Annotated in this window: 16 protein-coding genes and 1 tRNA gene; 3 read left to right on the top strand and 14 right to left on the bottom strand. The window is 41.9% G+C overall.

The window, feature by feature from the left end; all coding sequences use genetic code 11:
- The 3 genes from ORQ98_RS26250 to ORQ98_RS26240 form a co-directional block, all read right to left on the bottom strand.
- Window positions 1-820 (bottom strand): DUF6531 domain-containing protein (locus tag ORQ98_RS26250; RefSeq protein ID WP_274691790.1); only part of this gene is annotated, 820 nt, incomplete at its 3' end.
- Between the two features lie 255 nt (window positions 821-1,075).
- Window positions 1,076-2,008: a DUF4123 domain-containing protein gene (locus ORQ98_RS26245; RefSeq protein WP_274691789.1), complete on the bottom strand. Its 933-nt coding sequence runs from the start codon at window positions 2,006-2,008 to the stop codon at window positions 1,076-1,078.
- A gap of 206 nt (window positions 2,009-2,214) precedes the next feature.
- Entirely contained in the window at window positions 2,215-4,287 is a 2,073-nt protein-coding gene (locus ORQ98_RS26240) for a type VI secretion system Vgr family protein (protein WP_274691788.1), read from the bottom strand.
- Between the two features lie 356 nt (window positions 4,288-4,643).
- Here ORQ98_RS26240 and ORQ98_RS26235 point away from each other — a divergent pair, with 356 nt between their 5' ends.
- Window positions 4,644-5,396, top strand: coding sequence for a hypothetical protein (locus ORQ98_RS26235; RefSeq protein WP_274691787.1), 753 nt, complete (start codon window positions 4,644-4,646; stop codon window positions 5,394-5,396).
- A gap of 151 nt (window positions 5,397-5,547) precedes the next feature.
- Here ORQ98_RS26235 and ORQ98_RS26230 read toward each other — a convergent pair whose 3' ends face one another.
- Window positions 5,548-6,063, bottom strand: a complete 516-nt coding sequence (locus ORQ98_RS26230; protein ID WP_180571062.1) for an Hcp family type VI secretion system effector — start codon at window positions 6,061-6,063, stop codon at window positions 5,548-5,550.
- 650 nt (window positions 6,064-6,713) lie between these two features.
- Here ORQ98_RS26230 and ORQ98_RS26225 point away from each other — a divergent pair.
- Window positions 6,714-7,529 carry a serine protease gene (locus tag ORQ98_RS26225; protein WP_274691786.1) on the top strand — a complete coding sequence of 272 codons (816 nt, stop codon included), beginning with the start codon at window positions 6,714-6,716 and terminating at the stop codon, window positions 7,527-7,529.
- A 261-nt stretch (window positions 7,530-7,790) separates the two neighbouring features.
- On the opposite strand, the gene ORQ98_RS26220 is transcribed toward ORQ98_RS26225, so the two are convergent.
- From ORQ98_RS26220 to tagH, 8 genes are all read right to left on the bottom strand, one after another.
- Complete coding sequence (locus ORQ98_RS26220) at window positions 7,791-10,460, bottom strand: serine/threonine-protein kinase (protein ID WP_274691785.1); 2,670 nt, start codon at window positions 10,458-10,460, stop codon at window positions 7,791-7,793.
- Window positions 10,461-10,512: 52 nt separating this feature from the next.
- Window positions 10,513-11,265 (bottom strand): PP2C family protein-serine/threonine phosphatase, encoded by a 753-nt coding sequence (locus ORQ98_RS26215; protein ID WP_274691784.1) that lies wholly within the window; start codon window positions 11,263-11,265, stop codon window positions 10,513-10,515.
- A gap of 12 nt (window positions 11,266-11,277) precedes the next feature.
- Window positions 11,278-12,036: a type VI secretion system-associated protein TagF gene (tagF, locus tag ORQ98_RS26210; protein ID WP_274691783.1), complete on the bottom strand. Its 759-nt coding sequence runs from the start codon at window positions 12,034-12,036 to the stop codon at window positions 11,278-11,280.
- Between the two features lie 22 nt (window positions 12,037-12,058).
- On the bottom strand, window positions 12,059-15,601 hold the full coding sequence (gene tssM, locus ORQ98_RS26205) for a type VI secretion system membrane subunit TssM (protein ID WP_274691782.1): 3,543 nt from the start codon (window positions 15,599-15,601) through the stop codon (window positions 12,059-12,061).
- Window positions 15,602-15,675: 74 nt separating this feature from the next.
- Window positions 15,676-16,671 carry a type IVB secretion system protein IcmH/DotU gene (gene icmH, locus ORQ98_RS26200; RefSeq protein ID WP_274691781.1) on the bottom strand — a complete coding sequence of 332 codons (996 nt, stop codon included), beginning with the start codon at window positions 16,669-16,671 and terminating at the stop codon, window positions 15,676-15,678.
- A 15-nt stretch (window positions 16,672-16,686) separates the two neighbouring features.
- Window positions 16,687-18,024, bottom strand: a complete 1,338-nt coding sequence (gene tssK, locus ORQ98_RS26195; protein ID WP_274691780.1) for a type VI secretion system baseplate subunit TssK — start codon at window positions 18,022-18,024, stop codon at window positions 16,687-16,689.
- A 277-nt stretch (window positions 18,025-18,301) separates the two neighbouring features.
- Window positions 18,302-18,850, bottom strand: coding sequence for a type VI secretion system lipoprotein TssJ (tssJ, locus tag ORQ98_RS26190; protein WP_274691779.1), 549 nt, complete (start codon window positions 18,848-18,850; stop codon window positions 18,302-18,304).
- A 2-nt stretch (window positions 18,851-18,852) separates the two neighbouring features.
- Complete coding sequence (tagH, locus tag ORQ98_RS26185; RefSeq protein WP_274691778.1) at window positions 18,853-20,946, bottom strand: type VI secretion system-associated FHA domain protein TagH; 2,094 nt, start codon at window positions 20,944-20,946, stop codon at window positions 18,853-18,855.
- Between the two features lie 545 nt (window positions 20,947-21,491).
- Between tagH and ORQ98_RS26180 the strand changes: the two genes are divergently transcribed.
- Window positions 21,492-21,568 (top strand) — tRNA-Ile (locus tag ORQ98_RS26180).
- Between the two features lie 552 nt (window positions 21,569-22,120).
- Here the strand turns inward: ORQ98_RS26180 and ORQ98_RS26175 are convergent.
- Together ORQ98_RS26175 and ORQ98_RS26170 are read right to left on the bottom strand one after the other, a co-directional pair.
- Complete coding sequence (locus ORQ98_RS26175) at window positions 22,121-22,450, bottom strand: hypothetical protein (protein ID WP_274691777.1); 330 nt, start codon at window positions 22,448-22,450, stop codon at window positions 22,121-22,123.
- A gap of 5 nt (window positions 22,451-22,455) precedes the next feature.
- On the bottom strand, window positions 22,456-22,584 hold the full coding sequence (locus ORQ98_RS26170; RefSeq protein WP_274691776.1) for a hypothetical protein: 129 nt from the start codon (window positions 22,582-22,584) through the stop codon (window positions 22,456-22,458).
- Window positions 22,585-22,602 lie beyond the last annotated feature (18 nt).

Genomic DNA, 22,602 nt, shown 5'->3' with positions numbered 1-22,602 from the left:
GGGTGGTCCAGCCTGTGCCTAATTCGGCCGCTTTATTATTACTGGTGCGGTAGGTGCGATTCCAACTAAATGATAATAGCCCACTTAAGACAAAATCCGTTTGTTCAAGCAACTCTTCACCTGCCACCATACTGATTGGGCAGCCATTGGTGCAGGTTTTATCATTGCTAGGGACTTTTTGGCCATTACCATTTTCACCTGAGGCTTTATTGGTTTTTACTTCAGGTTTTTGCTTGGCTGCAGCGGCTTTTTGTTGTTTAGATTGCTTAGCGCTAAAGTCACAGGATTCACATTTGCCTTTTTTCTGCTTTTTGAATTGGCCTTTGACTTTACCCAAAGCATCGCCCACCATGCCACTCATTTTACTGGCTGCTTTTCCTACAGCTTGTTCGGCTTGATTAGCAACCTTGCCAACCTGCCCGGCCAAATTACCTACCTGATCAGAAACTTGCCCAATTACTTTACCCGCTTTTTGCGCAGCAATTTCTGCTACTTTTTCTAGTTTTTTTAGCTGTTTAATTCGGGCACGCATTTTGGCAATTTTCTTGCCAATTTTTAATACTTTACTCGCCGTACGTCCTGCTTTTAACGGCTTAGCAATTGCATCTCCCACATATGGGATAACGGACACCAACGATAAAGCACCACCTAAAAAATCCCCACGGGCAAAACTCATCCCCGCTCCCACCAAGTCAGAGGCCGGGGTTGGGTCTATCAAACCAGCCACATCCACAGCAGCAATCGCCATTTCAGAAGCTTTGGCTTTTTCTAATTTCGCTAATTCCTTTTCAGCATTGGCAAGTGCTAGTTTAACATTCATTTTATTACTACTCTCCCCCTAACCCTCTCCCAAAGAAGTGTCGCAAAAGCTGTTCCCCCCTTTAATAAAGGGGGGCTAGGGGGGATTTAAAGTGATCGTGGTTTTGAGCCATCTCCGCTTTATTTGCTTGTAAAAATCCCCCTCAATCCCCCTTTTTCAAAGGGGGAAGCTGGATTGTGCCATAACTCTAACCCAGCTATTTCTTGCAGCAGCTTCAGAACACCCTCACTGGGGAGAAGGGACTAAAAATGCTATTTAATCCCATGCTTCAATATCATAGGCTTCCACTGCCGCCTCCCACTCCTCTTCTGTCGTGCTTTCTACCATATATTCAAACCGCTCATCTTCAGGAATGGACTCATCAGTAAGCCTGGCCTTAATGGCAGGCTGTTCTGCAAAATTAGGGGCAACCACAAACATCATCACTACAAAGCTAATTAAGTCCACCTCATCCGTTAGTCCATATTTAGCAGCTTTTTGTAGCCCTTTATAAGTCATTTCTTGTAGATCATGATCAGTTTGTTCTTCAACTAAATCCATGTGTTGTTCTTTTAAATGCTGAACAATTTGCCAGGATAAATTTAATTGAGCCTGAATCTCAAATGCTTCGATTTGCTGATTAGTCAGTTTTAACCAAGGCATGGTTAGCTCTGGATTTAATTGAAAATCAGCCCCAGCGACATTATTCAGGTTAAACCAGGTATTGGCTTCCGCCTGAATATATAACGCTTCAACTGGGCCTAAGAGTAGCTGCTGTTGCTCTGGCTTGCTGGCACCTAAATAAGTAAATAAAATACGTGGATCAGCAAAGCGAAATAACATCGCTTCTCCTTCTGGGGTATTTACTTTAAGTAGACTTCGCCAGTGAGTTAACTGGTTTTCAATTGAGTGTGAAGACAAATAAATTATAGGGAATAAATGATTATTAGCGGCCTCTGCTTGTTCAATACACCATTCTAAAAACGAGCTTTCAAAGGAAACGTTAACTAAATAAGGTGAGGCATCTACCAGCTTGGAAAACTCAGTTTCCATAAACAACAAGTGGTAATCTGGTTGCTCCTCTTTTAAAAACAGCTCGCCAGGGAGTGACTCACTGGCAGCAGGATCAAACAATATATAAATGGCCAGGTTTTCATTTTGATCCAACTGAACTTCAATGGCTGTTTTTATATCATCACATGGGATCATTCAATCATCCTTAGCATTATATTTTTATGTATACCCAATACGAATGGTTTTTAGGTGCGGCCATCAAATGACGAGGCCCCATGAGCCTATAAATAATAGGTGATTGGGGCGAGGAATGAAGACAGTTAAATGCTCCTGCATTAACTGCATTCCCGCCATCCATGGTGGTCATAACAAAATCTAGAAATCATTCGTGAAGGGTATACCTAAGCCTTATTACAGTTTTGTACCAATGCTTTAGCATTCGTCATAGCATCAGCCAACGCAATTTGTTGAGCCATATCGGCAAACTCAATTCCTTTACCTTCAGCAGGTGCTTGGGGTGGTGTTGGGGTAAATTTTTGTCCGCTGATATCTTTATCAGCTTCTACAGCCGTTGTCGGTGTATCAGGGGAAGCATTAGTGCCTTTTCCTGGAGAGCCACCACTATTTAAACTCACAGTCGGTCCACTTAAGGTAACCCCTGATGGATCAAATTTAATAAATGAGCCACCGGCTTTAACCGTTAATTCCATTGCAGCATCAAGCACTGTTTTCTGGCCACTTTTAAAGTGCACTTCTGAGCCAGCTTCTTCCAGATAATTATTGCCAACTTTGAGTTGACGGCTTTGCCCAATAGTTTCTGATACTTTCTGTGCCACTTTATTAAACTGACTCACATCCACCTGATGATGACTGTCTGCTTTTATGTGCTCAAAGCGATCTTTTTCAACAATTAAATGCCGGTCCACCTCAACATGATCACGACGGTCATTTTTAACCCGGATATCCATGTCTTTTTCTGCATGGATGAACACCTGCTCTTGCCCTTTTTTATCTTCAAACCGAATTTCATTAAACCCCTCGCCACCTAATGAGCTGTTGGTTTTAGTGGTACTTCGGGTTTTATGTTCCGGCAATTCGTAGGGGGGCATACTCTCGCCATTATAAACTGACCCCATGACGAGTGGTCGGTTAGGGTCTCCATCGATATAATCAATAATCACTTCATGCCCTATTCTAGGTAATTTAAAAGCTCCCCATTCACCACCCGCCCAGTCTTGGTTAACTCGAATCCAACAAGAAGTTTTTTCATCTTGCTGGCCTTCTCTATCCCAATGAAACTGGACTTTAATACGGCCATATTCATCGGTATAAATTTCTTCACCAGCAGGGCCTGTTACAAATGCTGTTTGCGTACCATCAATGGGAATAACTAAAGGCTGTTCTCCTTGCGGACGAAACGGGGTATCCGCCACTATTGCAAAATATTCATTACTATAACTACTACCTTGATCACCACTGGCACTATCAAGTGACTGAGTTTGATATCCAGTGTGGCTGACTTTTTTAACCAAATATTCTTTATTGAATTCTTCTCGCTCATAGCTTGTTAAGGCAAATATGTAGCCAGGTATTAAACGACAGCTATTACTCACCCCTCCTACCGCATAACGTTGTGCTTCATGTGCTTCTGTTTTTATTTTTGCATAACGCTGACCATCAGCTTGTTCAGTATAATTGCCAGGGAAATAAAACTGTTGTAACTCACTAAGTTTTTCACCAGCTTGCTCAACTTCCAAAGTCATTTTTGGCTTTTCAAAGTTATAGTCACGAGTGACTACTTTGCCTGGCACTGTTTTTTCCTGATTCCAAAAAGTAAAGGAAACATCCGTCTCTGCCATCAACCCGGATCTGGGGTGGTACTCCAGCTGTTCCAATGGAATTTTTTGAAAAACGGGCTTAGCATCCCCCATTATCATTACATGCTTATCTTCTGAGTGTTCAAAGTGATAATGAATCCCCTCCTCTTCCATTAAACGGCATAAAAAATCATACTCACTTTCATTATATTGCAGGGTGTAAACTCTGGGTTGATAATTACCTGTCAACTTCAACTGATAATGCTCTTCAGTTATGTTAGCTTCATCCAACACTTTCTTAATAATTTCGGGTACTGATAAGTTTTGAAAAATTCGAGTACCAATACGGTGCTGTAAAAACCAAAATTTAGGAACAAGCACCAGCTGATAATGGGTAAGCTTTTGCCCCCAATACATATGTGAAAACGAAGCAACTTCACCATGAATAAAACGGGGGCTATCTGGATCTTGAATTACCATTAACCCCGGTTTGCCCACAAGCTCATCACCATCAATATTTTTGTCAGCACTGACTACTTCAATGGTGAAGTTGAACAACCCTGAGATATCCTCTTCGCCTGAAAACTGAACAACACGGCAATCCTTTAAACTGGCTACCTGAATACTAAAAATACTTTCGTTTGCTGCTAATGCCATTACTCTTTCCTTATCAGTAAGGAGACCACCTCACCGAAAAACCCAACTTATAGGGTGTATTTGCCTGATCGCCTTTTCATTTGACTTATAGGGTTTTTCAAGCCACTTTTCGATTATCACTTTTTACTTGTTTACGCTTTATTGTAGTCTCATTTAGCTTATTGTGATCATCACTTTACTATTGTAATAACATGTTTAGCTATTACCTTAATCTCAACAAGTTCCCATAGAAAATACTTCGCCTGCCAGATATTCTTGCCTTATGCTACCATCCCTATGCGTTACACTTAAGTTAGAAAAAAGCACAATGAGAAACTGTTGTATCTGATCAAGCTTTATACGTATTGGAAAGACTGATGAACACTGCCTTTAATATCACAACGCATTACTTAACTGTTGGCTTGTTATCCATTGTTATCAGTGGCTGTGGTACAGGCTCTAAAAGCTACCGCCCTGTTGGTGCATCTGAACCTGCTAACGTGGTAGTTCAAACAAAAAAGCCCACGCCAACCAGACAACCACAACCCGCCAGCTCCCAACCAGAAACTCAGCCTCTGCAACGTACTGAAAGTGATGTACATTACATCAGGCCTGGTCAATCAGCACCTGGTTACCGCGAACCGACTACTAGTCGTCGCCCACCTCCAAGCAGTGCAACTCGTCAGCCTTTTAATGACAGGCCATCCTCTTATACAATTAACAAAATTTCTAAAACGGTTGCTGTACATTGTACCAAACAGCAGCTAAGTCAGCCCTTGCAGCTTAATCGCGGCAGTACTCAACAAACCTTCTGTAGTTACCAGTTTCCCAAACACTGTGGCAACCATCGGTTTAGTTTGATTGAATCAGGCGCAAAACAGATTTTAGTTTATCACGATCAACAACTGCAGCTTAATTTGTTAGATAGCCTAAGCCTTAGCAATCAATCAAAAGCAGGGGTGTGGGACTTAGATGATTATGTCAGTTCAGCAGTAAGAGATGTATCCAGTCTATTTAGCGGCAGACAAGACCAGTTAGTAGGAAGGATTATTCAAGCCTCCGCGAGAGACAAGCAACAACTGGCGAGTAATTATATGAGAGCCATCAGCCAAACCGCGAGTTGCTTCTAGTCCTTTTTGCTCCCTCGCCTCCTCCCTTACTCAAAAGGGCTAGATGAACAATACAGAACCTTATGAGGCATGGATGCCGATTAGAGCATCCAGGGAGGGACTTGCGGCGTGTTCGTTATTGTTTATGTAGCCCGAATGATACCCCTCAATTTTAGGTTTTTAATACCCGCCAATCATCATGTCCTTCAGTACCACACACCTCATGAGTCCAGGTAATCTTCCGATAAGTAAAATGAATATCTTCAAGATGGGTAAAGTGTGCCACACCTGGGTCTTGGCAGTTTGGCATTGAAGCATTGATTGCCACAATGATGGCATCCTCTAACTCTATAGTAAAATAATGCTCCTGCGTGCCTTGGGCAGAAGTACGATACCAATCGATCTTACATTTGGGCAATTTTTCACCGCTGGTCAACGCGTTATAAAGTAAAGGAGAGCTTTTATCGAACACTTTAGTAATCACTAACGGTTGGTGAACCCGTTGGCCAGTTGGCTGACCGCTTTGAGGATCACGGGGTAAGATGACATCATGACGAAACGCTTCAACCAAAATCTGATCTTCATGGCCTTCTTGATAAATATTCCCCACTGAGTCCTCAGTGAAGGTACCTGCTGTGATTAAGCCTTGCTTTTCGCCTTCAATGGTCATATACGCGGGAGTTGGCATAGTCTATTACCTTTCAATACAGCTAACTTAGAGGGCACCTCTAATCATTAAAAATCACACAGCCCCTATTAGCTACTTAGTCAAGGCAAACCAATTTAGTCAAAGTTTAACCAATACCAAAGTGAATGAAATAGCGACTGCACCGACAATGGTTGAATAACAGTGTAGACGCCATCAGGAAGAGCGCCACATCAAAAGTTATCAGCACTGGTTTGTGTTATCACTCTGAAAAAAGATTGCATGCAACCCCTCATCTATTTAATAAATTAACAATTTAAATTAAGTTTGTGCTGTTTTATTGTTTATTTAACTAACCGGATAAAAATCTTACAAAAGCACCTTTTTAAAATAATTCATAAGCAAAATGAAATTTTACATTCTTTACAAAACGTCAACTAAAATAGTCATTTTTTGATTCTTATAGATTTAATCAGATAAGCTTTAGTCTACACAGTCAAACATTTATCATTCATAACAATGTTTTTTATTATATAACTAACTACGTTTACACAGCAGCCAGTAAAATCAACTAATCAACGCCATTTATTTTTAGGCTCTCTATATACTGCCAGTCTAACAATCTTGTTGTAATAAGTTGTGTAATAAGCCTGACTAACCAGAGCAATAATAAAAATAAAAAGGAAAATATAATGAAAAGAATAACCTTACGGTCTTACATTTATTTGTCTTCTTGTTTATTGGTTCTTTCCACAGCAAAACCAATACTTGCTGAAACAAGTTTTAGCCAACCTGACCGAAGCCCACCTACTATTGTTGGAGGTTCTCCCACATCAGCAGCAGCTAGTCCTTATCAAGCTATGCTGCTCATGAATGGGCAACAAGGATGTGGTGGTACCTTAATTGACCCTTATTGGGTTTTAACTGCAGCCCACTGCATTGATCAAGCTAATATCTATAACTTAACCGTTCGAGTTGGGGCAACACGGGTTAGTACTAAAGAAGGTCAAACCATTCCTGTCAGTCAAATTATTATTCATCCTTACTGGATGGGAGCTCAAAACATTCGTAGTGGTTGGGATATTGGTTTGCTGCGTTTATCTTATCCTGCCGATTCACGTTACACACCCGCGAAACTTCCAACCGATGAAGTCATGAATAATACGGCATCTGTAGGCCAGTCTGGGACCGTTTCTGGATGGGGAGCAACCTATCATGGCGGCCGTGGCAGCGATCAATTATTAGCTGCTCAGTTACAGGTTATTTCTAACCAAGCCTGTCAACAACAGCTTAACTTCCCAGTACCAAACTCAGCAATTTGTGCCGGGTATTCTTATCCATCAGCTTGTAATGGTGACAGTGGTGGCCCTTTTGTTACCTCCTATAAAGGCAACGTCTATAGTATAGGTACGGTTAGTTGGGGAGAAAGATGCGCAAGCACCAGTGTATTTACCAAAACCCATAGCTATAATAGCTGGATTACCCAGCAGACGGGGATAGTGCCATAGTTTAAATACCCCAGCCCTTTTGCAAAAGCTGCTCCCCCCCTTTGATAAAGGGGGGCTAGGGGGGATTTAAAGTGAACGTAGCTTTTGACTTTATTTGCTTATAAAAATCCCCCTCGATCCCCCTTTTCCAAAGGGGGAGGTTGGCGCTATAGTTCTACCTCCCCTTTCGCGACAGTCTCTAAGAAATAAAGAGCTAAAAGCCCCTATTGTAGGGAGAAGAGAGCAACTAGTACTTTTTAGTTTTTTTAAAATCAGCTTTATTTATTGATATTTTTCTTTTGTTTTAAGCAATAATCGGCTGTTAGGGTGATATTGCAAGCCCTTATTAATAAACCGAATAGCCTGCTTTTTATCACCTGCTTTGGCATGGTGCTCGGCTAAGTTATAATACAGTTTTGCCATATACTCTAATGCATCTTTCAACATAAATTTATCATTTGCTCCAAGCAAACGACGTAATTTTTGATACGAACGCTCAGCACCTTTTTCATCCCTTGCTTTCGTCTGAATAGCAAACTGTGTTTTTAGCGCTTTTACCTGTGCGGCTCGATTAGAGGCTTCTAATTCGGCTTTATAAGCAGTTTCAGATGCTTTTAAAATTACCTGTTCGTCAGATAAGCCAAATAAATTGGGGGCTAAATTATAAGCTTTTTTTAAATCATTTCGAGCAGCAGAATAACGGTGTGCTTGGCGCATTTGCTTAGCGTGCTCTAAATAGGCCAAAGCCATTTGCTGCTGAATCCCCATCAGCCAATCATCACCATTGGTTAACTTTGACTTGACTGCTACATATTTTTGCTCAAGCTCAACACTCCAGCTGCTATGACTGAAAGGCTTTTGCAATAATTGCTCAATATCATCCTTAATATTTTCTATACTCTTACTCGCTAAAATATTTTTTACCGAGTCACTAGTGGCCACTTGCACATCCCGATTTCGTAACACTTTGATGTTATCAACTAAATTAATTAATCGTTTATCTTCTGGATAAAGCAAAATAGCTGTTGCTAAAATTTTATCTGCTAAATCTATTTTACCCTTACGAATCGCTTCTGAAGCAGCTGCACTATACGCAATCGCTAGTCGACGATCAGATAACATAGCATGTTCAGGATCTATTTTGCGAACCACCGCAATTATATCCAATACATCTCGTTCACTTTCTTTTGGGTATATTTTATTTTCATCCAGCAACGCGCTAAATTCTTGGTAAAAACTATTAATTAACTGATCTTGGCGAGCTTGGAGCTTATCAAATAGTGCATTCAGCTGGGCGGAGTCAGGATAGTAACGTTTACCTTGAGAAATCACATTTCTTGCCCCAGCAAAATCAAATCGCTGGTTTGCTGCAGTAACATACTGCATCGCATTGGCTTCTAAAAGCTCAAGTATGGTTGTTTTTGCTTCTTCAATCACTTTTTCCTGAACATTTGGCTCCTCTTGTTCAATTAAGCTAAAAGCTTCTAATGCCCGCTCTGACGGCAATTGATGTATAGCTCGAATAACCTCATTTGCTCGTTGATCGGCAAGAATTGACTTAACCATATTATAACCAATAGGGGCTGCTCCTAATATTAAAGCAACTAGCACACCAGCTACAGTCAATGCTTTTCGTTTGGGTTGACCAGCAAAAGTTGCTATAAATTCCTCTACCGTTTTAGGTCGGTTTTCTTTACTAAAGGCTAAGGCACAGGCTAAGGCTTTCCATTGATTACTAGAGAGTTGTTTTATTTTAGCGGGCTGTTTTTTTTCTTCCCGCGCCTTTAATGCTGATAGTTTATTAAAAGGGTGCTTGCCTGTTATACATTCATAAATAACACAAGCAAAGGCGTATAAATCATCCCGAATATCTGGCTCATCTCCCAGTAGCATTTCCAAACTTGCATAAGCTGGCGTTAATGCACCTAATTGGCCTGCGTCAAATAACGTCTGTTCACCTTCTCCATGACCTTGGTTAGAGGCTGCCCTGGCGATCCCAAAATCAAATACTTTAGCAGTGCCGTCAGACAGGACAAATACATTACTGGGCTTGAAATCTGAATGAATAATACCTCGTTTATGAGCATAACTCAGTCCACTGGCAACACTGCGGGCTATTTTAAGCACTTTCTGCATAGGCATGCCATCTGGGTAATCTTCCCGAATTAATTCATCCAATGCTTTACCCTGCAGCCATTCCATGGTCATAAAAACCACGTCATTTTCTCGGTCAAAATCATAAACAGTGGCAATATTGGGGTGAGCTAGTTCCTGAGCTTTACTGGACTCTCGTTGTAAAGCCACCAGAGACTCCGGATGCTGACGGAATTCTTCATTTAATACTTTGATTGCAACATATGGTTGTCGATCATTGGCTTCCTGTTTACGTCGATCCAGTGCTTTATACACCACCCCCATACCACCAGAGCCGAGTACCTTAACCAGTTCAAAGCGCTCTTTTAATTCCGACCCAACTCGAATGGAGGCGCGACGAGGGCCACCACTTGGAAAGCTGCTATTAGTCAGAGGCCTGGAGGTAATAGGCCTACCAGATAATTGAGTAATATCATCTGGTGGTGCAGGCATGCTTTGCTCAGCAGGTTTACTTTTAGCTAGAGAAGCCATGGTGGCATGTTGGCCTGTGACGATTGCTTTATCATCTGCCGTTTTATCTTCTTCTGTTTTATTGTCTACTGCTTTAGTTTCAGTTTGACTTGTGGAGCTGACTGTATTTTGCTGACGCGGTGGGTGAGTTACAACAGTTTTATCATCATCGACCAATCGTGTTTTATCACTATCGATTAACTGGGTTTTATCATTGTCTACCAACTGGGTTTTATCTTCATCTGCTGACTGCTCGCCAGTTGATTGTGCATCGGCACCATTCGTTGGTACTTCATATTTACTGCCTAGTTTTATTTTTTTATGCTGCGTTTTATTATCCGATGCCATGTCTTTTGCTACTAATTTATATTTAATATGCCAAATGATTTATAAACTATTGTTAAAACTCATCCTCTATCGACATTTCTTCATATACGTCAATTACACTCACTGTTACATTATCTTTGGCTCGCCCAGCTATAGTTTGCTCAATAAGTGCTGTCACACACACTTCAGGGGTTTCATGCTCTAATGCTTCTTTAATTGCTATTGCAGGCAGCTCACCATACAATCCATCGCTGCACAGTAACAAACGATCACCTGGTTCTAAATCAAAAACATTAACATCTACTTTCAGGTCAGTTTCAGTACCGACTGCCCGAGTAATTACATTCGACTGCGGATGAGTAATAGCCTCTTCAGCTGAAATAATACCATTATCCACCATTTCCTGAACGACAGAGTGATCATGGCTGACTTGGTATATTTTATCACCACGATAAACATAAAGTCGGCTATCACCCGCCCAAAGACAGGCACATTCATTTTCAAATAAAAAGGCGACAACCACCGTGCTACCAATAATATGGTTACCTGGCTTGATGGTAATATCTTCCTGTAATCGCCGATTGACTTCTTTTAACGATGTGACAATTTGCTCAATGCCTTCATCAAGTGAGTTGGCCAATGGCAACTTTGCTAATGATTCAACAATTAAACGGCTGGCAACATCACCCGCATAATGCCCTCCCATTCCATCAGCGATTGCCCAAATATTATTTTCTTCACCGCTGTAATAAGCATCTTCATTAATTGCTCTCACATTTCCTGGGTGGGTATCAGCCGCTGACTGAAAACGAAGCTTGCAAGGCATAATTAAGTCTTTTTACTCCATAAGTGTGGCTGAGTCAGTATGACTTATTGCAGTGCCTAAGTTCAACCACCCTCCTTCATTCCACATTCCAGTTAGCAAGCTGGTAAATGCTGGTAACGCTGGAAGTCCTTCACTACATAAAAAAGCAGGCTGGATTTGAGTAGTACCCTGAGTCCACCAAAAACTGTAGCTGTTAAAGAGTTTATTAATTAAATACTCAGTAACAGCAGGCATTGCCTGTAAAGGCCGGATTTTTCCTGCATCAAGCGCAACCTGTAAATGAGGACGACTGTGCATTTTAGTACTAGAGCTACCAGTAAATAAATCATCCACCTGCCTTATTGTTGGGTTTCCCAGTTTATTGAGGTCCTGCTCCATGGTTTCTAAGTCAAAGTCATCATCTAATACGCTATAAGCAATATCTTCCAACCGTTCTATCCAATAGCCACACTCTGCCATTAATTTCATGGGGCTGATTTTTTGTTGAATATGCCCAGCAAACGTTAAAGGAAAATAACGCCCCACTTTATCCATGCTGGGGATAATGACGCCATACCAGATACCCTCTCCACAAACTCCATCAGACAGCACAAAGCGCCAAACCGGCGCATTTAAATACAACGTCAGCCACTGATCAGCTAGCACTTTCTGGCTATGAGCAATCCCTCCTTGTAGCCACTCATCCCAATGATCTAAAAACTCCCGCGGCAACCGGCGGGAGATAAAGTCCCCATGGGAGGGGAGCTTGCCATAAAAGCCTGTTAACAACATAGCTAATCCACTTTCTGCTTTCTTATAATCTGTTTACTGCTCGATAACTTCTCAATAATCGGCTGTTAAACGGGTTAATAACGCTGTTTGCTGAGATTTCATAATCTGCTCGTCGTCCATCCAACTGATAAGAAACTCTAAAACGATCAGCAATATTGGTATTAGATACTCTAAAGTGATCCATCATTCTAAAAAATGACCAGATACCTTTTTCTTTGTATCCAACCCGTAAGCCATTTAAGTCTTCAAAGATAATGCCAGACTCATTTAAACTATTATCAACAGGCCACACTAGTCGTATTGGAACTCGTGGTCCATGTCGATAGACCAAACGCTGACCATCAATATTCAGTTGAAATTTACCAATATTGGCATCCAGATAAACAGGCTTCATCGCAAACTTCACATTGGGCTGTTTAGAGCCATCAGGGAAAAATACTCGACGAATTTTATCGGATGTTTCAAACTGCTTTAAGGCCCGACCACTAATTCTGATCGACTGGCCATCAACCTTTTTAATGCTCCAATTACGGCCGCGAGTATTCACAAAAGGCTTGATATATTGCTGGAAGAAGCTGTCTTCTACACCACCAGGACGGTAATACTCAGAAAAATCGCGCAAAGTAACTTCACGCTGGCTCTTACCAAATAAAGGATATCGGCCATCTAACCCTTTTTTATACAAAGGTAATACCGTATTAGCATAAATTTGATTCAAATAACCATTGGCCCCACCAATCATTAATCGCCAGCTTTGATCAGCAATATCCATTAACCAATGCTTAATGGGCTCGGGTGTAGTTGCAGCAATAGTGCGAATTTTACGAATATGCTCATCACTGCCACCAATTTTACTTTTTGCTGCATTGTAGGCGGCTTCTGCCGGATCACTGCTTTGGGCAATGGAAGCGACATAGCCTTTTAAGCCTGCTAATGCATCGATAATTCCATCTAGCTCACTATCACGCTTACCCGTTGTGTCACTTACCTGGTTAACATCTCGAAAATGTTTTTCAACTGGCGTTGCAATGGCACCACTGACTGCATCAGTTTTGATATCGGTGGTTTTGGCGACTTTACCTGCAACTCGTGCTAGCCGATCAGCTTTAGGTGTGCGAATACGAGCGGCTTTTTTTACTTCATTAGCTTGTTTTAGCTTATCTAAGTTACCTGAAGTAAATAAAGACAACTGGGTATTTTGTTTAACATCATCCAGCACTTGTCTAAATGGTGAATAACTGCCTGTAATTTGGCTGAGCTGATTAGCAGCCTCTGTTAAATTAGCAAAGGGCTGTAAACGCAGTTGATTCAGGCCCGTATCCCAGTGTTTGTTATAGTCTTTAAAATACAGATCCTGTACTTGGTCATGAAACTGCTTAATATCAGCTGGGCTATAGTCCGTTTTTGATGTACCCAATACCCAGTTATCTTTTGCTAATTCAGTTAAGTATTTTAAGCTTTCTGGTTTAAAGGTACGATAGTAGCCATCATAGGTGTACAGATTAGGTATTTTATAGTCAGTACTTTTAAATACCTTATTAATTTCTTTACCTAACACATCTTCAAAACTACGGTAACGATCAGGCTTGATATAATCTTTTTTAATTTGCGAATAAACCTGCACGGGTAGTGGTATTTTACGCAATTCATATCGAGCCCTTTCTACTAAATCATTGTCCAGCTCAATAGGCTCAAAACCACCTGCAATTAAATCATCTAAATATTCCTTAAGCGTATTCTGCTCTTTAGCCTGACCAGGCAAGGTGGCCTCCCAATCCAGTGCCATCCAGTTTTTAATAAAATCTTCGTTGCGTCGCTCAGGCATGCCTAACATCAAATAGGCTTTCAAGGCCAGCAATAAATACTCTGGCTCATTAAATCCACTGCGCATTTGTTCTTCTAAACGACGTTTAACAGAGGGCAAATACACTTCTTCTAACTGATTATAATAAGCCTGCCGGGTAACTGGCTTTACTCGATTACCCTGATATAGCCCTAACCTTTCGGTAAATGCAATATTATCTGTATCAAATACCTCAATGGCTTCTTGCAATGGAGAAATCACCGGTATTGTATCTACCTCACCATAATGCCGGGTAAGCTGTTTTTTACCTTTGCCAAAATCTTCTAACTGATTTTCTACATCATTTAACTTCAGTTCATTTTGGGTAAAGCTGGTAGACCAGGCAAAAGCACCTAAAGCAGCCGTTCCAAGCACTGTGCCATATGAGGCCCGCTGTACCCATAAACGTCCTGCTTCATAACGACGATTAAGCCCAACTAAACCTGCTTCAGCAAAAATTAAATCGCTAAGCAAACGAGTTATAAAATAGCTTCTGCCTGTTCCTGCTGCGTTAGGTTGCACCGCCATCCCCATTTGGTTGGCATAGCTATCTACCACACGGTCAATCATGGTGACATTCTGAGTGCCACTAGTAAAATAAAAACCACGTATATAAGGTTTATCATGAAAACGTGAGCCAGAGAAAACTTTTTCAATAAAATCACTAACAACTGGCTTTAACTGTTGTATTTGTTGGCTAAAGGTTAAAATCCTACCTCGACGATTAACATCCCGTTCCTGATGAATTTTTGTCAGCATTTGCTCATCAAGCCGCTGAATAAGCTGATCAAATCCCTGGTTAAAAGATTCAAGCACATTAAACTCATCTTTTTCGGGAAAAGTGGTTCCCCATACCTGAGCGCGTTCTTCACGACCTAAGTCTTCAAAAAACTCATTAAAGCCAGCAATCAAATCGCACTTGGTAAACATGAGATAAACTGGAATTTTCATTCCCAGTCGTTTATTTAGCTCTTGTAAACGGGCTTTCACTGCTTTGACATGGGCGGCTGTTTCTACTTCACTTTGTGCAGCTAAATCCTGCAAGCTAATCGCCAACACCACGCCATTGATAGGACGGCGGCGACGATTTTTCTTCAGCATATCTAAAAAACCCAACCAGGCTGTCGCATCAACACTGGCATGACTGTCTTGGGTAGTATAACGACCTGCTGTATCAATCAGCACTGCCTGATCAGTAAACCACCAGTCACAATGACGAGTGCCTCCAATCCCTTTTAATGCTTCTTTACCAAATCGTTCAGCTAATGGAAATTCCAGCCCAGAATTCACTAACGCAGTGGTTTTTCCACAACCAGGCGGCCCAATAATGATGTACCAGGGCAACTCATAAAGCCCCTGCCCTTTGCCTCTTTCTGTTTTTTTCAATACTTCCAGCGCTTCAGCAAAACGCTCTTGTAAAATGCCTAATTCTTCTTCCGACTCATTCCCCATATCAAATTGTTGTGAAGCAGCATCGGCCTGAATACCTTGAATAAATTCATTATTTTCTTTTTTTGCCTTCATCGACAGCCGAACATTATTAAGCCCCCACAAAATCAAAATAGCCATAATGATTAGCAAGCGAGTCAATTCACCAGCCAATGGCTTTTTCTCAGCAATGGCAATTAAGGGGCCAACAAACCAAATTAAAATACATAAGGCTATCACCCCAATTAAGGTGATTACCCATTTCTGCTTAATAAACTCTATGAATCGCTTCATAAATACTATCCATTAAAAACTGCCCATTAAAAACAGCTCATTAAAATAACCAATACAGCCCTTGGGTTATCAAGTTATTCTTCTGGCGTAAAATCATCTTCAGCTGTCGCTGATTGTTCCTCAGTTGCTTTTGCTTCAGTCTTGCTTTCAGGGGTCTTTTCTTCAGGCTCAATTTCTTCAGGAATTACCCGCCCTTCCTTTACTAATGGTTTAAAACCAGCTTCCAAAGCCACCGTTTCTTTATTCAGGAAGTAAGCAAAGCCTGAGTACATACCCAACACAATAACCGCACCGACAACAGCTACCACCCACAAGGGTACAAACCGAATTAATACATTACGGCGATCTTGAATGCCTCGCCATTGAGTAGAAAGCTCCCTTTCATGATCACCCTTTAGCATACGCAACTGGCGGTATAAGTCATCACGCAACTCTTCCAGTTTGACATTGCCTCGGTCGAGAACCCGAAATTTACCTTCAAAACCCAAACTGATCAGGATGTACATCAGTTCAAGCAAGTCTTGATTACGATGGGCATCAGTGCGCAGCCTTTCCAATAGCACAAAAAACTTTTCCCCACCCCAGGTTTCCCCATGAAAAATACTCAGCAAGCTGCGTTTGCTCCACTGAGCCTGGCTTCCCCAAGGAGTCAGTGCAATTGTTTCGTCCAGATAAGTGCAGAGTACATAACGGGAGGCACCCACCACTTTTTCTTCTATATTTTGCTGACGGGCTTTCATTTCAAAGTTTTTAATTTCCTGACAAAGCATGTCACGCAGTTGATCAACATTGCTTTCTTGTGCCTGGCTACGCAGCCGAACTCCCATATTAATTAATGGAGAAGCCGCATTAACCAACGGGTTCACCCCCGTTACCTCACGACTGACTACTTGCTGCCACTCATCACTAAAAGTTGCTGGTTGAGATTGGTAGACAGGCTGACCAGAAGGCGCCATGGGCTGGGGAGCCATTCCCCGGTTGCGACGACCAGGGGTTGGCTTAACTGGTTGACCAGCAGACTGATTGAAGTTTACTACTGTTTTATCCGAATTCTCGTCGAATCCATCCATGCCAATGCCTCTGTTTTACTGCTGTTTAATTGCCCAGAACTCTAACTCCAAGCCAGGAAAATCTCCTGCTACATGAAATGCAAAACCACCAGATTTAGCAATGCTTGGCCAGATATCGGAATGTGGATCTAACTGAAAATAGCAAAAACCAGCATGGTAAGGAATTTGCCGCGGAGCTACGTTTAGTGGTGAAATACGAATACCTGGCAACTGTAGTTTAACCAGCTGCTCAATTTGCTCGACTGTGCCAATTTTTACCTGTGAAGGGAAGCGGCTGCGAATTAATTCGTTAGCCACGCTGGCTTTTGCTGCCAATACAAACACTGCAGAGCGGAATAAATTACGATCATTAACCGTAGCCACCCGCACGCCATAACCACGATCTTGCAGATCAAGCCGCACAGCATTTTGTTCCAGTACCGTACTAAGCGACTGACGCAAATCTGCCATGACTTTAATAAAAGTAGTTTCTAAGTCGTCATGTTGATAAGCTGGAAAATCGGTTGGCCGCTTTTGTTTAGTGGTAAAGGTAGCCAGCTCACCCGCTAACATCACCAGCTGGGTATAAAGTGTTTGTGGATGAAGTATGTCTAAGTTGGCAACATGTTTGTAATAAGGCTCGCTTTTATTCACCAATTGCAGCATTAAAAAATCTGCAATATCTGACATGCCTTGTTTGGCAGCCCCTTGTAACCTGGCTGCTAATGCTTCGCCACGGTGGTTTAATAGCGCCTGTACTTCACTTAAATAACTAACCAGTTTGGGGATGGCTTTAATATCAATACAAGGTGGAATATAGTCTTCATCCAGCACAATACTTTTATCAGGGCGTGATTCTATAATTTTACACACCCCCAATTTTACATAAGCCCCTTCAACCTCATCCTCAAGTTTTAACGTAAGCCGTAGCTGGCCGGTTTTAATTTCGGCAATGGTGTCATCTCCGGCATTACTGTCGTGTACTATGGTTTGGTTATGGGTATAACGAGCTAATAACTTATCATCAGAATTCTGATCAGCTTCAATATCATCCACTGAAGACAATGGACAAACCAGATAAACCATTTTTTCCTGGATATTTTCTGGCACATCTAATGCCAACTGACCATTGGCCGTATTTCGCACGGAAAAAAGCGTTCCATCTGGGAGCACACCATCACAGCTGTTGATAACAATTTTCCCCAACGCTAAATGTTGTTGATCGATACTTAAGTTTTTTACTCCCCAGCTATACGCTAAGTTATTACGTAATCGCTCTTTTAATTGAAAATCATAAAAACGGTCGTGCTGCTGAAAATGCTGCGGCCGTAAAAACATGCCTTCTGACCAGATGACTTTGTCCTGCATGGGCATTGGATGTATTCCTTAACTTCTTGAGGCTATCGCAAAACCTACTTTTACCTTCTCTCCCTCTGAGGGTGTTGCAAAAGTTTAGCTCCCTCTCCCTTTGGGAGAGGGCTGGGGTGAGGGTATAACTACTTTAAAACTACCGCTACGCGGCCCCCTCATCCTAACCTTCTCCTTCATGGGGGAGAAGGGATTTAATTTGAAGTACTTTTGCGACAGCCTCTCTAGCAGAGGGTTGAAAAAATTAACTTAAGTGTTTTTGCAATAGTCTCCTGACAGAATGCTATTGAGTTAAATTAATACTCAACCGATTTATTAATAAAGTTGCATTATTACGTTCTTTTGGCTTTACCGGTATAACCAGCCGCCAGTTCGCATTTTCAATATCTCGATAAGCAGCCAAAACAGCAACAAAATGAGTATTAGGATGCAACAACAGTCGATGTTGTACATTGGTACCAGGGCTAAACTCGTGTTCTTCCTGGTTTAATAAGCTACTACTCAGCACTTGTTGGGGCTGTTGGTACAAACTAAAAAAGTCAGCATTTTCAAACACGCTAGGTGTAGTTAGCTCAAACAGTCGTATAACAACGGGCGATGGGCGCTGGTTATGGTCGGGGTTAACATCTGCTGCCACTATATAATTTAAATCCAGCTTGGTTTCATTCGTTGGCATACAGGCGCTAAGCAATAATATTGCTGTCAGCAGCCCTATCCACTTTCCTAACTGCTGTCCTAACCGCTCGCGTAACCGCCGCTTTCCTAACCATTTTGTAGTAATCTGCATATACCATGTTTTTGCACTTATGTGCTTTATTATTGCAAGCGTCACTATTAACCTCCTTTCTTACCGTTTAAATAGGCTTGCACTTGTTTTTCATAAGCATTGGCAAACTCATTTCCAAACAAAGATTGAAAAACATTTTCTTCTTCTAGAATATCTTGATAAAACTCTTTATAAGCTTCCCAGTAACGAGCACGCTTATTACCTAACACCACACCTTTACTTCTTGAGTCTTCAAATTTCTGCTCCAGCCGCTCAGGGTCAAGCCGCTTTAACATATAGTTAAGTGCTGAGCGGGTTGCTGACATAACCGCTAACTGATGCACCTGAAAGTCATTAAGTGCTTCTTCTACTGCCTCTACAGGACCAAGATAACCCATCATAGGATTAACCAACATTTGTTTTATAGCTTGCTCTTCATTTACACAAAACTTTAATGGGTTATTTTCTTGAGTTTGAATCATGGTAACGGACATCCGAAACTCATTTTTCAGATTAGCTCTACTCATCAATAATTGAATGAGCCCTCCGATAGTTTTCCGAGTAATTTGTCCAATGATTCTGGGTAATACCTGAAGCTGTTGAGCTGGAACTGTATTGGGGTCTATCCCTAGCTCATCCAGCAGCATGAGAAACGCTTTATCCATCTTCACTGGAGCCTCAGGCACTGCCGCTTGTGGCGGAGGTTCCGGCTGTGTTGGGGGCTGGTTGTGGCTGTGATACTGTCTAACCACCGGCTCTTGATGGCGAGGCTGTGGGTCAGCTGGTTGTGATGAAGGCTGTTGCACTGCCGCCGGCGTTTCTGCTGGGTGACTAACCGGTGGTTCTACATCAAACAGCTCAGCCTCTGGCTGAAAACTTGGTTTTGGCTGATCTGGTAGGGCCTTTTCTGTAGGCGTTGGTGGAGCCTCAAATGACTCAAACGGATTCACAGGCTCGTTAGAGCTAAAGCTTTCTGCCTGGGTTGAGCTTTCTGGTTGCGCGGGCTCACTACTGAAGCCAAACATATCAAGGCCAAACCCACCACCTTCTGCAGGCTGATCTGCCGATTCTAACTGCCCAATAGTACCTTGAGCAGGTGGCTGCCCCCACGGACCTGTGTTTTCATTATTGGGTGCTGCGTCCTCCCGCTGATCTGGTTCTGGATCAAATGAAAACCCTTGGTCTGCTGGTTCTGGCTTTGGCTCAGCAGCTTGCTGGAGAGGCTCCGACAAAGTTGGCTGAAGTTCAGAAAAGTCTGGGAACGAATCTTTTTGGCTATCTGTACGATCAGCAGGTAAGTTGTCAGTAGACTTTTCTTTCTGGTCTTGTTGAAGGCCAGCAAAGTAGTCGGCTGGTGGCTCGGTTTGGGATTGCTCAGTAGCTCCGCCAAAATCAGCCAATATATCTTGATGGTTTTGATCAGCAGACTGAGGTTTATCAAAAGGGTCTGGATCAAGTGCAGAAAAGCTTTCAAGCTTCTCTTCACCAGCTTGCTCAGGTGGAGGATTATCTAAACTGGCATTAAAGTTATCCCATTGGCTTTCGAAAGGCTTGGGTGGCTCAAAATATGAGTCCATGACAGAGTCGTGGTCTTTTTGCAGGTCACCATCCCCTAAAAAGCCTTTATAAGGATCATGGCTGCCGCCAGTACCAAAGCCATTTAATAAATCATCCCCACCAAAACCACCAAATGAAGAAGATTCAGCTGGTTTGTCATCTCCAAATGCCGAAACTGGGTCAAAGCGATCCTGATCAACAGCGGAGTCAATTAAGTTGTCATTATCAAAGCCTGCGCCACTAAATTCTGTTCTATCAAAGCTACTTGGTATACGGTGGGGGTCGTCTCTTACCTCAACCACCATTTCATAGTCAGAAAGTTGTATTCGATCACCATGCCTCAATTGGTATTGGTTACCACGGCCAAGAGGCTCTGTTGAACCATTAATAAATACACCATTAGTACTGGTATCAGTTAGATAAAAAGCACCGTCATGAAAGTTGATAGATAAGTGTTTACCTGAAAGATGCCGCAGTTTATCCGGTAATACCCAGTCGCAGCTGGCAGACCGACCAACTGTACCGCCTGAGGTATGAAACAAACGGCTGGCCTCAGAACCCATTTCATGCTTTTGAGCACTTACCACAAGAAGCAACAGCTCCATGTTTCTTATCCTTTACTTCTGATGAACGTGGTGCAAATATTGAGCACTATTTTTTAACGACATAGCAAGCATAGTAATACTGCAACACCTTCTAGGTTTAACAAAAAAGCTAAATACAGCTGCTTGTTTATTCCACTTCATGATAAAGCCTACATCTGCTTCCTTAAACTGGCAAAGTAATGAAAGACTTGCTTTGTTATTAGTTGTAACTAGAAACTGTCTTATAATTCACACTTCTTAAAGACAGTAACAATTATTCAACTCTTATTGATGAAGATTACATCTCAGCCTCTGCCTAAAAAACATCCACTTAACCATTAAAAATAGTACAACTCTCCCTTGCTGGGGGAGCTTCAGTTGTAAATAAAACGAAACCTTATTGTGTAACAACTATTAATTAATCAGGCTATTAGACTTAGGGTGAAAGCCGACTGTTTGTTAAGCGATATTCATCCATATCAGCAAATCAAATAAAACCCCTTTATTTTTTTCAATTTTGGTATAGCCAACCAACTTCCATCTAGGTATAATCCTGCCTCCATTCCGGGCCCATAGCTCAGTTGGTTAGAGCGTCCGACTCATAATCGGCAGGTCCCAGGTTCAAGTCCTGGTGGGCCCACCATATTTATAGCAGTAAGAACAACCCTCTTGCTGTTATAAGGCACTAACAAATCCCCCAAATCACGGGTGTGTCAACAGAGTGTCAACCCTTACCCAGGGTAGCTTTTTTCATCTCGACCAACGCACCGAGATGGTTATTTGAAAGCCGACAACCTCGGCTTTCCCGTTTAAAAATCCCAAATAATCCCCAGTTTATTTTTCAGCCTTATAAGACACTTGTTTACTATTTCTTTTGTGCTTAAAAAAGCACCTATGTAAAATTTTACCTGTTTATACCTGTTTTGACTGATATTTACCTAAACAGGTAAATATTTACATACTCCTATTGCACTTATTTATCAGTTAATTGACATAGCCAAAGCGTAGGGTTTTTAGGGGCGGCTACCGAGTGACGAAGCATCATGAGCCTATTGAAATAGGTGATTGGGGTGAAGAGTGACGGTAACAAGCCATAAAAATCATTCGCGAAGGCTAGGAATAAAATACCCAACAACCGTGGGGCTATTGGGTATTGATTGACACAAAAACGTAGGATTAAAGTTTAAACGTAACGCTAAAAGGTAACTGTCTCTGCCGATTGTTTAATGGCTAAAAAATGCATCAGCCGCATAATATAATCAATAACCAGGGTCATCCCATCCCGATCCGTTGCGGCATAATTAATCGTATTGCCATCTGCTTCCTGTTCACCCAGCAGGGTTTGCAGCAAAAAATTCAGGTTTTCTGCCTGAGCAATGGCATCTTTTATTGATAATTGAATAAAGGGATTTAATTCGTGTAGCTCTGCCTCACATAACCAATAGATTTTATTTTGGCCTACTACCTGGATTTTACCGGTTGCTAAGGCTTGTTCTTGCTCGGGGGTTAATTGAATTGCTTCCATTGTCGTTATACCCCCAACCCTAATTGATCACGGCTTTGCCCTAATAATTCCAGGTTAGGCATGGGTTCACCTAAGCAAGTCGGATAGGCGGCACCTGTTACCAGCTGCCGCCCTCCTAAGAACTGTACGTGCAACTTTCACTGCATACAGCT

It is taken from the genome of Spartinivicinus poritis (assembly GCF_028858535.1).
In the GTDB taxonomy this organism is placed as follows: Bacteria; Pseudomonadota; Gammaproteobacteria; order Pseudomonadales; family Zooshikellaceae; genus Spartinivicinus; species Spartinivicinus poritis.
Note: the sequence above shows the minus strand (reverse complement) of the source record. Positions and strands in the feature narration are given on the sequence as shown.